Origin of the sequence: Paraburkholderia lebeckiae, from assembly GCF_050436225.1 — a bacterium.
Taxonomy (GTDB): Bacteria; Pseudomonadota; Gammaproteobacteria; order Burkholderiales; family Burkholderiaceae; genus Paraburkholderia; species Paraburkholderia tuberum.
Genome location: NZ_JBNDLU010000002.1, coordinates 527,057 through 541,781, shown reverse-complemented (window position 1 = coordinate 541,781; position 14,725 = coordinate 527,057). Strand labels below are relative to the sequence as shown.

The 14,725-nt window shown below is 67.1% G+C and carries 12 protein-coding genes; 9 read left to right on the top strand and 3 right to left on the bottom strand.

Annotated elements, in window-relative coordinates; translation table 11 throughout:
• Positions 1–103: 103 nt before the first annotated feature.
• Positions 104–1,861 (bottom strand): cation:proton antiporter, encoded by a 1,758-nt coding sequence (locus OKW45_RS17225; RefSeq protein ID WP_429470062.1) that lies wholly within the window; start codon positions 1,859–1,861, stop codon positions 104–106.
• A gap of 214 nt (positions 1,862–2,075) precedes the next feature.
• On the opposite strand from OKW45_RS17225, the gene OKW45_RS17220 reads away from it, so the two are divergent.
• The 8 genes from OKW45_RS17220 to guaD all read left to right on the top strand — a co-directional run bounded on the left by OKW45_RS17220 (position 2,076) and on the right by guaD (position 12,113).
• Complete coding sequence (locus OKW45_RS17220; RefSeq protein WP_429470060.1) at positions 2,076–3,455, top strand: amidase; 1,380 nt, start codon at positions 2,076–2,078, stop codon at positions 3,453–3,455.
• Positions 3,456–3,582: 127 nt separating this feature from the next.
• Entirely contained in the window at positions 3,583–4,092 is a 510-nt protein-coding gene (locus OKW45_RS17215; RefSeq protein ID WP_026225975.1) for a disulfide bond formation protein B, read from the top strand.
• 85 nt (positions 4,093–4,177) lie between these two features.
• Positions 4,178–4,339 (top strand): hypothetical protein, encoded by a 162-nt coding sequence (locus tag OKW45_RS17210; RefSeq protein WP_018421412.1) that lies wholly within the window; start codon positions 4,178–4,180, stop codon positions 4,337–4,339.
• A gap of 138 nt (positions 4,340–4,477) precedes the next feature.
• Positions 4,478–6,016 carry a xanthine dehydrogenase small subunit gene (xdhA, locus tag OKW45_RS17205; protein ID WP_429470058.1) on the top strand — a complete coding sequence of 513 codons (1,539 nt, stop codon included), beginning with the start codon at positions 4,478–4,480 and terminating at the stop codon, positions 6,014–6,016.
• On the top strand, positions 6,016–8,505 hold the full coding sequence (xdhB, locus tag OKW45_RS17200; protein WP_429470056.1) for a xanthine dehydrogenase molybdopterin binding subunit: 2,490 nt from the start codon (positions 6,016–6,018) through the stop codon (positions 8,503–8,505). Before xdhA ends, xdhB begins: the two co-directional genes overlap by 1 nt.
• A complete protein-coding gene (xdhC, locus tag OKW45_RS17195) occupies positions 8,486–9,502 on the top strand; it encodes a xanthine dehydrogenase accessory protein XdhC (protein WP_429470054.1) in 1,017 nt (338 codons plus the stop codon). Before xdhB ends, xdhC begins: the two co-directional genes overlap by 20 nt.
• A 47-nt stretch (positions 9,503–9,549) precedes the next feature.
• Positions 9,550–10,599, top strand: a complete 1,050-nt coding sequence (locus OKW45_RS17190) for an adenosine deaminase (RefSeq protein ID WP_429470052.1) — start codon at positions 9,550–9,552, stop codon at positions 10,597–10,599.
• Between the two features lie 152 nt (positions 10,600–10,751).
• On the top strand, positions 10,752–12,113 hold the full coding sequence (gene guaD, locus OKW45_RS17185) for a guanine deaminase (protein ID WP_429470050.1): 1,362 nt from the start codon (positions 10,752–10,754) through the stop codon (positions 12,111–12,113).
• 46 nt (positions 12,114–12,159) lie between these two features.
• On the opposite strand, the gene OKW45_RS17180 is transcribed toward guaD, so the two are convergent.
• On the bottom strand, positions 12,160–13,386 hold the full coding sequence (locus tag OKW45_RS17180; protein ID WP_429473299.1) for an NAD(P)/FAD-dependent oxidoreductase: 1,227 nt from the start codon (positions 13,384–13,386) through the stop codon (positions 12,160–12,162).
• Positions 13,387–13,543: 157 nt separating this feature from the next.
• Here OKW45_RS17180 and OKW45_RS17175 point away from each other — a divergent pair, with 157 nt between their 5' ends.
• A complete protein-coding gene (locus OKW45_RS17175; protein WP_429470048.1) occupies positions 13,544–14,278 on the top strand; it encodes a class I SAM-dependent methyltransferase in 735 nt (244 codons plus the stop codon).
• Positions 14,279–14,285: 7 nt separating this feature from the next.
• Here OKW45_RS17175 and OKW45_RS17170 read toward each other — a convergent pair whose 3' ends face one another.
• Complete coding sequence (locus OKW45_RS17170; protein WP_429470046.1) at positions 14,286–14,708, bottom strand: signal peptidase; 423 nt, start codon at positions 14,706–14,708, stop codon at positions 14,286–14,288.
• Positions 14,709–14,725: the final 17 nt, after the last annotated feature.

Genomic DNA, 14,725 nt, shown 5'->3' with positions numbered 1-14,725 from the left:
CGAACGAATGAATATGCCCTGATTATCCGTCACTGCTGCAGCCCCCGCAAATCCGCACACAATTGCTCACATTGTTGCGAAGCGTTACACCGACCCCGATGAGTCAAGGATCTGGCTGCTCGTCGAAGGTTTCCCGCAACGCGATCTGCATCGACGCATGAATCTTCACACACCAGCGCCACACGAGCGCGAGCAGCAGCGCGGCGCACACGAGCACCGCGACGAGCAGGCCAGTCGGCGGGAGGATGCTGCTCGACAGCGCCGCCACCAGCAGAAACACGCCGATCATCGACACGATCGGCACGAGATCGGCGATCGCGTGACGCAGCGCGCTCGTGAAGCGCCCCGCGGTGGTCGGCTGCACGCTGACTTCGGCGAGTAGCAGCGCGAGCGACTTGGTCTTGCGATACACGGCCACGAGAAACGGCAGCGAAACGACGAGCGCGACGCTCCACTGCACGACGCGTTGCAGCGGCTCGTCGTCGAGCCAGTGCGCGAGCAGCCGGCCGCTATGCGGCGCGCTATACGACACGGCCAGGAAAATGGCCGCGACGAGCGCGAGATTCACCGCGATCTGCAATACGATGCGCCGCGTCATGCTCATGAGTGTCGGCTCGCCGCGCGCCGTGATCAAACTGCGCAGCCATTGCCCGTACATACCGAACACGTTGGACAACGTGGCGGGCATCGCCTGCCCGATGCGGCGCGTGAGCGGATCGGCCACGCGGATCAGATATGGCGTCGTCAGCGTCGTCAATGCCGACACGGCGACCGCGATCGGATACAGAAACCCGCTCGTCACCTTCAACGTCAGACCGAGCGTCGCGATGATGAACGAGAACTCGCCGATCTGCGACACGGTCATGCCGACGCGCATCGAGGTGCGCGCGTCTTGCCCCGACAGAAACGTGCCGAGCCCGCACGACACGATCTTGCCGACGACCACCGCGAGCGTGATGACGACGATCGGCCACCCGTAGTCGAGCATCACGGCCGGGTTCAGCATCAGTCCGATCGTCACGAAGAAGATCGCGGAAAACGCGTCGCGCAGCGGCGCGATCAGATGCTCGATCCGATGCAGATGGCGCGACTCGGCCATGATCGCGCCGATCAGGAACGCGCCGAGCGCGATGCTGTAATCGAGCTTGACGACCAGCAGACAGAAGCCGAAGCAGAAGCCGAGCACGGACACGAGCATCATCTCGTCGCTGCCCGTGCGCGCTACGTAGTTCAGCGCGCGCGGCACGAGCAGCACGCCGACCAGCAGCGACACCGTCATGAATAGCAGCAGCTTGCCGAGCGTGACGGCCGCGAGCCCGGCCGACAGCTGCCCGGTCTGCGCGATGCCGGTCAGCAGCACAAGCATCGCGATACCGAGAATGTCCTCGACGATCAGAATGCCGAACACGAGCTGCGCGAAGCTTTCGCGTTTGAGTCCGAGGTCGGACAGCGCCTTCACGATGATCGTCGTCGACGAGATCGCGAGGATCGCGCCGAGGAACAGCGAGTCCATCGGAGTCCAGCCGAACGCGCTGCCGATCTCGTAGCCGATCCACAGCATCAGCACGATTTCGGACAGCGCGGCGACGATCGCCGTCGCGCCGACCTTGAACAGCTTGCGCAGGCTGAATTCGAGGCCCAGCGAAAACATCAGGAACACCACGCCCAGCTCGCCGAGCGTCTGGATCGTCTGTTCGTCGTGGATCAATTGGAACGGCGGCGTGTACGGTCCGATGATCACGCCGGCCGCGATATAGCCGAGCACCACCGGCTGCTTCATGCGATGGAACAGCACGGTGACGACGCCGGCCAGCGCCATCACGACGGCCAGATCCTGGATGAAGCCGATGCCATGGTGCATGAGCGCTTTCCTTACAAACAGTAATCTCTGAAAGCGCAGTGTAGCAAACGAACCGGCCATCTTTTTGGCGAATTCGCGCGCCGCGCCGCGCCGCCAGTAGCAGGCCGCTCGGCCGCAAAACCTTGCTCTACAATGCGGACGGAGCTTTCCCTTTGGCTCCGCACTGCCTCGCTCATGCGCCCGCGCTGCGCTCAACCGGATTTCTACCGACATCATGGCCACTGAATTCGCCCCCTTCCCGCCGCTTGCCCAGCTTGCCGCCGATCTCGCCGCCGGCCGCACGACGAGCCGCGCGCTCGTCGAAACCGCGCTGGACCGGATCGCCGATCCGGCCGGCCAGGGCGCCGCCGTCTTCATGCACGTCGACACCGACGCCGCGCGCGCCGCCGCCGACGCGCACGACCGCCTGCGCGCGGCCGGCACCGTGCTGTCGCCGCTCGCCGGGATTCCGGTGTCGGTCAAGGACCTGTTCGACATCGAAGGCCAGCCGACCCGCGCGGGCTCCGTCGTGCTCGCCGACGCGCCCGCCGCGAAGGCCGACGCGGTCGCGGTCGCGCGTCTGAAGCGGGCCGGCGCCGTGATCGTCGGGCGGACCAACATGAGCGAGTTCGCGTTTTCCGGACTTGGCCTGAATCCGCACTACGGCCATCCGCTGTCGCCGTACCGGCGCGGCGTGAAGGGCGACGAGCGGATTTCGGGCGGCTCGTCGTCGGGCGCGGCGGCCTCGGTCGCCGACGGCATGGCCGCGGTTGCACTCGGCACCGACACCGGCGGCTCGATCCGCATCCCGGCCGCCTTGTGCGGGCTGACCGGCTTCAAGCCGACCGCCGCGCGCATCCCGAAGCAGGGCGGCGTGCCGCTGTCGCCGACGCTCGATTCGTTCGGGCCGATCGGCGTGTCGGTCGCATGCTGCGCGCTGGTCGACCGGATGCTCGCCGGGCTCGAGCCGCGCATCCCGGCCGCGCGGCCGCTGGAAGGCGTGCGCCTCGGTGTGCTGACCAATTTCGTGACCGACGGCGTCGAGCCTGAAGTCGCGCGCGCGATCGATACCGCGCTCAAGCATCTGGAGGCGGCCGGCGCGATTGTCAGCGAGGTGCGCTTCGCGCCGCTCGACCGGCTGCCGGAGATCAACCGCTTCGGCTTTTCGTCGATCGAGGCGTATGCGTGGCATCGTCCGCTGCTCGACAAGCATCGCGAGCAGTACGATCCGCGCGTGCTCGTGCGCATCATGAAGGGGCAACCGGCCAGCGCGGTCGACTATCTGGACCTGGTCGCCGAGCGCGACGCGATGCTCGACGAAGCCGCGCGCACGCTGTGGCAGCGTTTCGACGCGGTCGTCGCGCCGACCGTGCCGGTCGTGCCGCCACGCCTCGCCGACCTGCTCAACGACGACGACGCGTTCGGCCGCACCAATGCGCTGATCCTGCGCAATCCGAGCGCGTTCAACTTCCTCGATAGCTGCGCGCTGTCGATGCCGTGCCATCTGCGCGGCGACGCGCCGGTCGGCCTGATGCTGGCGGGCGCACCGCACGCCGACGACGCGCTGCTCGCGATCGGCCGCGCGGCCGAGGCAGTGCTGAAAGCGATCCGGTAAAGCGCGCCGGGGTTGGCCGCCCGGCGCGGTCGCCGCCGCGCAATGTTCAGGCAACAAGTGGCGCGGCCGGGGTTCGCGCTAGAATCGCGGGCACCCGCCCTTTCGTCTCCAGAGCAATCGAAGATCCATGACTAACGACTCCGCAATGCTGCGCCGCGAGCGAACCCTGCTGGTTCTGCTCGGCCTGATCTGCCTCGCCCTCGTGGGCGGTGCGCTGTATCTGCAGTTCGGCCTGCGCGAAGACCCGTGCCCGCTGTGCATCATCCAGCGCTATTTCTTCCTGCTGATCGCGATCTTCGCGTTCCTCGGCGCGCTCTTCAGGCACTGGCGCGGCGTGCGCCTGCTCGAAGTGATGGCGGCGCTGTCGGCGCTCGCCGGCATCGCGACCGCGGCGCGCCATGTGTACATTCAGGCGAATCCTGGCTTCAGCTGCGGCTTCGACGCACTGCAGCCGGTGGTCGACAGCCTGCCCCCCGCGCACTGGCTGCCGAGCGTGTTCAAGGTCGCGGGTCTGTGCGAAACCGCATATCCGCCGATTCTCGGGCTGACGCTGCCGATGTGGTCGGGCGTCGCGTTTATCGTCGCGTTCGTCGCGCTGGTGCTGAGCCTGGTGCGCAATCGCCATCGGGTGTCCTGACGGCGGGCAGCCTGGTCGAGCGAGCTTCGAACACCGCCTGAAGCGCCGAACTCGCCGCCAGGGCGCTTACCGATTCGCATCGCCAATGGCGCCGGACTTCGTGTTGCCCATGCTGGGCACCGAAGTCCGGCGTTTTTTCTACGCGACGTTCCGCGATCGCGCGCCGTTCCTGTCGGTCCCCGCTCCGGCGCACGCAACTTCTCGCCTCGGCGCGAATCGTACCGGCATCATGACCGCCGCCGCATGAGCTTCATGCGACACAGGAAATATTTTCGGGCCGGGGTAGTGCTATCTTTGGATAAGGATGGCGATCTACGTGCGCGAGGCCGGCTTTTGCGACCCCATGCGTAACGCGCGCCCGGTCCGCACTGTCTTCCGATTCGCCATGACAACGCAAACCATCCGCTTCTACCACCAGGGGTCCGTCCGCGAGGTCACGGGCGTTCCGGCGACGCGCACCGTGCTGCAGCACCTGCGCGAGGACTTACGCTGCACCGGCACCAAGGAGGGCTGCGCGGAAGGCGACTGCGGCGCATGCACGGTCGTGATCGGCGAACTCGATGCGCGCGGCGATCTCACGTTGAAGGCGGTCAACGCCTGCATCCAGTTCCTGCCGACACTCGACGGCCGCGCCCTCTTCACCGTCGAAGACCTGCGCGCCGCGAACGGCGCGCTGCATCCGGTGCAACAGGCGCTGGTCGACTGTCACGGTTCGCAATGCGGCTTCTGCACACCCGGCTTCGTCATGTCTATGTGGGCGCTCTACGAAAACCAGCCCGTCGCCGCCGGCCTGCCGACCCGCCATGAAATCGACGCCGCGCTGTCCGGCAACCTGTGCCGCTGCACGGGCTACCGGCCGATCATCGACGCCGCGCAGAAGATGTTCGACTACGCGCAGCATCCGCGCGTCGCGCTCGACCGCGAGGCCATCGCGGCCACGCTGCGCACGCTGCAACGCGAAGACACGTTCGAATACAGCGCACCCAACGCACGCGGCGCCGCCTTCGGCTCGCCCACCTTCCACGCCCCGCTCACGCTCGACGCGTTCGCGACGCTGCGCGCGCAGCATCCGGACGCGCGCATCGTTGCGGGCAGCACCGACGTCGGGCTTTGGGTCACCAAGCAGTTCCGCGATCTCGACGAGCTGCTGTACACCGGCAACGTCGCGGAGTTGAAGGCGATCGCGCACGATGCGCAAACGCTGACAATCGGTGCAGCGGTCACACTCGAAGACGCGTACGCGGCGCTCACCGCCGATTACCCCGAGCTCGCCGAACTGTGGACGCGCTTCGCATCGCTACCGATCCGCAATGCGGGCACGCTCGGCGGCAACGTCGCGAACGGCTCGCCGATCGGCGATTCGATGCCGGCACTGCTCGCGCTCGGCGCCGAGGTCGTGCTGCGCCGCGATCGCACGACCCGCACCCTGCCGCTCGACGCGTTCTACCTCGGCTACCAGAAGACCGCGCTCGCCGAAGGCGAATTCGTCAGCGCGCTGCGCGTGCCCCGCCCGGCCGGCGCGCTGCGGTTTCGCACCTACAAGGTGGCGAAGCGTTACGACCAGGACATCTCGGCGGTGTGCGCGGCGTTTGCGCTGCACGTCGCGGAAGATGGGACGATCCGCGCGGCGCGGGTCGCGTTCGGCGGCATGGCGGCGACGCCGAAGCGGGCCGCGCATGCCGAAGCCGCGCTCAACGGCGCGGCGTGGAACGAACCGACGGCCCGTCGCGCGATGGACGCGCTCGCCGCCGACTACCAGCCGCTCACCGACATGCGCGCGTCGAGCGCGTATCGGCTGAAGGTCGCGCGCAATCTGCTGTGGCGCTTCTACCTCGAAACGCGCGACGACGCGCCGCTCGCGCTCTGCGACGTGAACGCGTTCGCGTTCGAGGCGGACGCAGCCGTCGTGAAGGAGTCGCCGTGATGAACCGGACCGATGCCTTTATCGAACGCGCGGACGCGCGTGCCGATCAACGCGAGGACGCGTCGATCGGCGTACCACTGCCGCACGAATCCGCCGCGCTGCACGTGAGCGGCGAAGCGACCTACACGGACGACATCGCCGAGCTGCACGGCACGCTGCACGCGGCGCTCGGCCTGTCGCGCCATGCACATGCGCGCATCGTGTCGATGGATCTCGACGCAGTGAGAAACGCGCCCGGCGTGATCGCAGTGCTGAGCGCCGACGATATCCCCGGCGAAAACAATTGCGGCCCGGTGCTCCACGACGATCCGATCCTCGCCGACGGCGAAGTGCTCTATCTGGGCCAGCCGGTCTTCGCGGTGATCGCCGAGAGCCACGAACTCGCACGTCGCGCCGCCGCGCTCGCGAAAAGCGACGACGTGATCCGCTACGAGCCGCTCGACGCGATCCTCACCGCCGCCGATGCGAAAGCCGCGAAGCAGTTCGTGCTGCCGCCACTGCATCTGCGGCGCGGCGACCCCGACGCGAAGATCGCCGCCGCGCCGCATCGACTGGCCGGCACGTTCGAGGTCGGCGGCCAGGAGCAGTTCTATCTCGAAGGCCAGATCGCCTATGCGGTGCCGAAGGAAATGGACGGCATGCTCGTCTACAGCTCGACGCAGCATCCGAGCGAAATGCAGCAGGTCGTCGCGCACATGCTCGACTGGCCCGCGCATAACGTCGTCTGCGAATGCCGGCGCATGGGCGGCGGCTTCGGCGGCAAAGAATCGCAATCGGCGCTGTTCGCGTGCGTGGCCGCGCTTGCGGCGCAACGCCTGCGTCGCCCGGTCAAGCTGCGCGCCGATCGCGACGACGACTTTCTGATCACCGGCAAGCGCCACGATGCGGTCTACGAGTACGAAGCGGGCTTTGACGAGCAAGGCCGCCTGCTTGGCGTGCGCGTCGAAATCGCATTGCGCGCCGGCTATTCCGCGGATCTGTCCGGCGCGGTCGCGACGCGCGCGGTGTGCCACTTCGACAACGCGTACTACCTGTCCGACGTCGATATCGTCGCGCTGTGCTGCAAGACCAATACGCAGTCGAACACCGCGTTTCGCGGCTTCGGCGGACCGCAGGGCGCGCTCGTGATGGAGGTGCTGCTCGACGGCATCGCGCGCGAGCTGCGGCTCGATCCGCTCGACGTGCGGCTCGCGAATTACTACGGCGTCGGCGAACGCGATACGACGCCGTACGGACAACGCGTCGAAGACAACATCATCGCGCCGCTGACCGACGCGCTGCTAGATTCGAGTGACTACCGCGCGCGTCGCGCGGCACTCGCCGAATTCAATGCGAAGAGTCCCGTGCTCAAACGCGGCCTCGCGTTTTCGCCGGTCAAGTTCGGCATCTCGTTCAACGTGCCGTTCCTGAATCAGGCCGGCGCGCTCGTGCACGTGTACAAGGACGGCTCCGTGCTCGTCAATCACGGCGGCACCGAGATGGGCCAGGGGCTCAACACGAAAGTCGCGCAGGTTGTCGCGAATCAGTTCGGCTTGCCATTATCGCGCGTCCGGGTGACCGCGACCGATACCTCGAAGATCGCCAACACGTCGGCAACCGCGGCCTCGACCGGCAGCGACCTGAACGGCATGGCCGCCGAAGCCGCCGCGCGGACGATCCGCGCGCGGCTCGCGGAAGTCGCGGCGCGCCAGCTCGGCGGCGACGCCAACGACGTGCAATTCGCGCGCGGCAGCGTGTCGGTGAACGGCGGCGCGCTGCCGTTCGAACAGATCGTCAACGCCGCGTATCTCGCGCGCGTGCAGTTGTGGTCGGACGGCTTCTACGCGACGCCGAAAGTGCATTGGGATGCGAAGTCGTTGACCGGTCATCCGTTCTATTACTTCGCGTATGGTGCGGCGGTGTCGGAGGTCGTCGTCGATACGCTGACCGGCGAGTGGAAGCTCGTGCGCGCGGACGTGCTGCACGACGCGGGCCAGTCGATCAATCCGGCGATCGATCTCGGCCAGATCGAAGGCGGCTTCATTCAGGGCATGGGCTGGCTCACCACTGAAGAGCTATGGTGGAACCGCGACGGCCGCCTGATGACGCACGCGCCGTCGACGTACAAGATTCCCGCGGTCAGCGACACGCCCGCCGCGTTCCACGTTCGGCTCTACGACAACAGCAACGCCGAGCCGACCGTGTTCCGCTCGAAGGCGGTCGGCGAGCCGCCGTTGCTGCTGCCGTTTTCGGTGTTTCTCGCGATTCGCGACGCGATCGCGGCCGCAGTGCCGGGCGCGCGACATGCTCCGCCGTTGCGCGCGCCGGCGACGCCCGAGGCGATACTCGATGCGCTGGACACGTTGAGTGCGATGAACGCGTCGCAGAACGCAGATTCGACCGAAGCCGCCGCGCACCCCGATAGCACCGACACAAACACGCAACCCGCCGCGGAAACGCCCCACGCGGCCCCCCACGGAGAATCGCCGGATGCAAGCCTGGCTCACTGACCTGCAACATCTGCTCGCGCATGGCGACGCCGCCGTGCTGGTGACGGTCGCGCGCGTCGAAGGTTCGGCGCCGCGCGAAGCCGGCACGAAGATGATCGTCACGCGCGAGGCGGCCAAGCATACGATTGGCGGCGGCCACCTCGAATGGAAGGCGATCGAGACCGCGCGCCAGGTGCTGCGCGACGGCATGCGCGCGCCGCATATGCGGCGGCTCGAACGCTTCGCGCTGGGGCCGAGCCTCGGCCAGTGCTGCGGCGGCGCCGTGATCCTCGCGTTCGAGCGGCTCGACGTCGGCGATCTCGGCTGGCTCACGTCGCTCGCCAAGCGCCTCGTGGCGGGGCAATCGACGGTGCGTAGCGTATCGTTCGGCCCCGCGCCGGATGCGGTGATGCTGTCCGAACCGGAGCCCGGCATCGACGGCGCCGACTGTCTGCTGTGGGACGGCGCCGGTTTCGACGACAGCAGCGCGCTCCTCACCGAAACCATCGCGCCAGGCGAATTCGCCGTCGTGCTGTTCGGCGCCGGTCACGTCGGCGCGGCGCTCGTGCGCGTGCTGGCGACACTGCCTTGCACGGTGCGCTGGGTCGACGAGCGCGACGCGCAGTTTCCGTCGCTCGATGCGCTGCACGCGGCGAACGTGATGATCGACGCGAACGACGCACCCGACGAGGCGATCGATCAGGCCGCGCCGAACACGTACTTCGTCGTGATGACGCACAACCACGCGCGCGATCTCGAACTGGCCGAACGCATCCTGCGGCGCGGCGACTTCGCGTTCTTCGGCATGATCGGCTCGCATACCAAGCGCAAGCAGTTCGAGCATCGGCTCGCGGCTCGCGGCATCGATCCGGCGCGGATCGCGCGGATGAAGTGTCCGCTCGGCGTCGACGGCATCGTCGACAAGTCGCCCGAGGTCATCGCGATCTCGGCGGCCGCGCAGTTGCTGCAAGCCGTCGAGGCGAACGCGGGTGCGCGCCACCCGACGCAGGCGGTTTGATACGCGGCCGGCGCCGCTCGTTACCCACCACACAATTCCAAACCACGATGAACCCGACAACCGCTACCCCCGTTTCCCCCGTTACGCTCGCCGACAAAACCGCGCGCGCACCGAAGGCCGAGCTGCATATCCACATCGAAGGCTCGCTCGAACCGGAGCTGATTTTCGCGCTCGCGCAACGCAACGGCGTGAAGCTCGCCTACGACTCGGTGGAAGCCTTGCGCGCCGCCTATGCGTTCACCGACCTGCAATCGTTCCTCGACATCTACTATGCGGGCGCGAGCGTGCTGCTGCACGAGCAGGACTTCTACGACATGACGATGGCCTACGTCGAGCGCTGTCTCGCCGACAACGTCGTGCATAGCGAAATCTTCTTCGACCCGCAGACGCATACCGAGCGCGGCGTGCGAATCGCGACCGTCGTGGCCGGCATCGAACGCGCGCTCGCCGAGGCGGAGAAGCGCGGCATGTCGAGCAAGCTGATCCTGTGTTTCCTGCGCCATCTGTCCGAGGACGATGCGCTCGCCACTTTCGACGAAGCGCTGCCGCTGTTCGAGCAGTACGAGCATCGGCTGATCGGCGTGGGGCTCGATTCGTCGGAACGCGGCCATCCGCCGTCGAAGTTCGAGCGCGTGTTCGCGAAGGCGCGCGCGCTCGGTCTGAAGCTCGTCGCGCATGCGGGCGAGGAAGGCCCGCCGTCCTACATCTACGAGGCGCTCGACGTGCTGAAGGTCGACCGCGTCGATCACGGCGTGCGCAGCATCGAGGATCCGGCGCTCGTCACGCGCCTCGCCGACACGCGCGTCGCGCTGACCGTGTGCCCGCTGTCGAACCTGAAGCTGTGCGTGTTCGACGACCTGACCAAACACACGCTGAAAGACCTGCTCGATCGCGGCGTCGCGGTGACCGTCAATTCCGACGATCCGGCCTATTTCGGCGGCTACGTGAACGCGAACTATCTGGCGACGATCGACGCGCTGAAGCTCGACGACGCCGAGGTCTACACGATCATCCGCAACGGCTTCGAGGCCTCTTTCGTGACGCCCGAGGAACGCGCGATGCTGATCGGCAAGCTCGACGCGCATTGGCGGCACTGAGCCGCGCGCCGACGGATTTCAACTGACGGGCCTCGACCGAGGTCGGCGGCCGGCGGCTTCGCTTCGTTCGGGCAAACGGCAACGACCCGAACCGGGAAGCCGCTGCCGCTGCCCGCGCCGCCCAGCTTTCAACATTCGGAGACAGCTTTTCCATGACTGAATCGGCTCATACCGCGCAAGCGGCGCAAGCGGCATTCCGCGCCCCTCTGCTGACCTTCAACGGCGATCCGGCGCACGCGCCGAACGCCGCGGTGTTCCACGAGGACGGTCTCCTGATCGTGGAAGACGGCCGCGTCGTCGCGGCGGACGCGTATGCGGCGCTCGCGTCGCGGCTCGCGCCCGGCACGCAGGTCGTGGAGCGGCGCGACAAGCTGATCGTGCCGGGCTTCATCGATACCCACATCCACTATCCGCAGACCGACATGATCGCGTCGCCGGCGCCGGGTCTGCTGCCGTGGCTCGACACGTACACGTTCCCAACCGAGCGCCGCTTCGCCGACATCGCGCAGGCCCGCGACACGGCGAGCTTTTTCCTCGACGAACTGCTCGCCTGCGGCACGACGACCGCGCTCGTGTACTGCACGGTGCACAAGGAATCCGCCGACGCCCTCTTCGCCGAGAGCGAAGCGCGCAATCTGCGCATGGTCGCGGGCAAGGTGCTGATGGACCGCCACTGCCCCGCGTTCCTGCGCGACACCGCGCAATCGGGCTACGACGACAGCGCCGAGCTGATCGGCCGCTGGCACGATCGCGGCCGCCAGATGTACGCGCTGACGCCGCGCTTCGCGCCGACCTCGACCGAGGCGCAACTCGAAGCGTGCGGCGCGCTCGCGCGGCTGCATCCGGACGTGTTCATTCAGAGCCACGTGGCCGAGAACTCCGACGAGGTGAAATGGGTCGCCGAGCTGTTCCCCGGCCACCGCAGCTATCTCGACATCTACGATCACTATGGGCTCTTGCGCCGTCGCGCGGTGTACGGCCATTGCATCTACCTCGACGACGAGGACCGCAAGCGCATGGCGCAAACCGGCGCGCTCGCCTCGCACTGCCCGACCTCGAACCTGTTCCTCGGCAGCGGCCTGTTCGACTTCGACAAGGCCGACTCGGCCGGCATGCCGATCGCGCTCGCGACCGACGTCGGCGGCGGCACGTCGTTCTCGATGCTGCAGACGATGAACGAAGCGCACAAGGTTGCGCGCCTCGGCGGCCATCATCTGACGGCGACGCGCATGTTCTATCTCGCGACCGCCGGCGCGGCCGAAGCGCTCGATCTCGGCGACAAGATCGGCACGCTGAGGGACGGCTCGGAAGCGGACTTCGTCGTGCTCGATCCGCGGGCGACGCCGCTGCTCGCGCGCCGCACCGCGCGGCGCGAATCGCTCGAGGAGCTGCTATTCGCATTCGCGCTGCTCGGTGACGATCGCGCCGTGTATGAAACGTATGCGGCCGGCAAGTGCGTGCATCGCCGCGACGACGCGCGCCAGCGCGTGCCGGGGCGCGTCGTCGCGGCCTGAGGTTGGCTGGAGGCTGGCTTCACGCCGATGCGAACCGGGCCGCGCCTCAGCCCGGCTTGCACACCTCGTGCAACGCGTTGAGCCGCCGCACCGGGTCCGCGACATACGGATTCGACTCGTCCCACGCATAACCGGCGAGCACCGCGCAGATCATGCGACGAATCGTCGGTGTCTGCTCCGGGTAGTAGATGATGTCCTGCAGCTCGCCCGTGTACCAACGCTCGACGAACGCGCGGAACGTATCGATGCCCTTGCGCAACGGCACGTCGTAATCGGCTGACCAGTCGACCGTGTTGCCGTCGAGCTGCCGGTTCAGCGTGCGCGCCGCCAGATGCGCGGAGCGCAGCGCGATCGTCACGCCCGACGAAAACACCGGGTCGAGAAACTCGCCCGCGTTGCCGAGCAACGCATAGCCCGGCCCGTGCAGGCTCGCGACGTTCGCCGCATAACCGCCGATCTGCCGCACCGGCATCAGGAACGGCGCCTGGCCGATCAGCAGGTTCAGCGTCGGCTCCTGCTGGATCAGCGCGCGCAGCGTCGCCTCGCGCTGCGCTTGCGGCACATCGAGAAAGCTCGCCTCGGCGACACACCCCACCGAAGCACGGCCACCCGCGAGCGGAATCATCCAGAACCACACGTCGCGACGCTCGGGATGCGTGGCGATGCAAATCTTGTTGCGATCGATGTCGTCGGGAGCCAGACCATCGCGCACATGCGTGAAGAGAGCGGCGCGCGTCGGCATCCGCGCCGGCGTCTCCAGCTGCAGCAGGCGCGGCAGCACGCGCCCGAAACCGCTCGCATCGAGCACGAAACGCGCTTCGACCTGATACGCGTGCCCCGCTTCATCGGAGACGTCGAGCAGCGGCGCCGTATCGGTGCACACCGCGCTCACCGTGTGGCCGAAACGCACGTCGGCGCCCTGCGCGGCCGCGCAGCGAATCAGCACGTCGTCGAACAGCGCGCGCTCGACCTGATACGTGGTGCCCCAGCCCGGCGAATACTTATCGCGAAAGTCGAACGACGAGCTCTGGTCGCGATACACGAAATACGCGCCGTTCTTGTACTGGAAGCCCGCCTCGACGACGGCCTGCAACATGCCGGCCTCTTCGAGGTACGCCATGCTTTGCGGCAACAGGCTCTCGCCGATCGAGAAGCGCGGAAAGTGCTGACGCTCCAGCACCAGCACCGAGCGGCCTGCTTGACGCAACAGCGCGGCAGCCACCGAGCCGGCCGGACCGGCACCGATGATCGCGACATCGACCACGGTCCGCATTGAAGTATCGCTATTCAATTCACTGCTCCAACGATTTGCACGCGTTGCTGCAACGCATGCGGGGGGGTCGCGCACCGCGCAACGTCGCGCAATGCAGCGTCTTGTCGATACAATCCTCCCTCCACACCAACAACGACGTTTCGCCGGGGAGTGCATCGTGCCGTCATCCGAACTGTCCAGTGTGCCCTTTGTGCCGGAGACGGCCTTTGGCATCTGGTTCCTGCGCACGCACACGTGGGAGCACCACGTGTTGCGGGTCGCGATCAACGATCTGAAGCGCCTGATCGATGCGCCATTGCCCGACGCGCCGGTCATCGTCGATGCGGGCTGCGGGCAAGGCATTTCGTTTCGCCTGCTCGCTGAGGCGTTCCGACCACGCCGCATCGTCGGCATCGATTTTCATGCACCGTCGCTGACGCTCGCCGCGCGGGCCGCGCACGCCTGCCGCGAGACGCTCGCCGACATCGAACTGCTGCATGGCGACTGCGCGCAACTGCCGCTGCCCGATGCGAGCGCCGACATCGTGTTCTGCCATCAGACCTTCCATCACCTCGTCGAGCAGGAGCGCGCGCTCGCCGAGTTCCACCGCGTGCTCAAACCCGGGGGCGTGCTGCTGTTCGCGGAATCGACCGATGCGTACATCAAGTCGTGGGTGATCCGGCTGTTGTTTCGTCATCCAATGCAGGTGCAAAAGAGCGCCGACGGCTATCTCGACATGATCCGCCGCGGCGGCTTCAGCTTCGGCTCTCACCATGTTTCGCTGCCGTACCTGTGGTGGAGCCGCGCGACAGACTTCGGTCTGCTCGAACGATTCGGTTTGTACCGGCCGCAACCCGGCAAGCGTCGCGAGACGCTGGTCAATGTCGCGGCCGTGAAAACTGGCGAAGCCTGACTCAAAGTCAGCCCGCGTCCAGCACCACCAGTTGGCCGCGCACCGCGATCGCGGCCGCGCTCGGGCTCACGCCGCAGGTGAAGTCGCTCGACGAGTCGGTTTCGGTGCCATGAAAGCGCGTCGACACGTCGATCACCGCATTCGCGTGACGCTCGCGCGCCGCGGCGCGCAGCTTGCCGACCGCTTCGGCGAGCGCCAGGTGGCACGCTTCGTTCGGCTCGGACATCTTGCGCGCAATGCGCACCGAGTACGACACTTCGCCGAGCCGCGTCTTCACCGGCTGGTGAGGTTGATCGCCGAAGTACACCGGCACCTCGCCGCGCGATTCGCCACCCGACGCCGTGAACGGCAACGATTTCACTTCCGTGCCGCAGCCGGCCTGCGCCAATGCCACCACCAACATCGCACCCACCAAAGAAAACTTTTTCATTCTTATCCTCTTCCCTG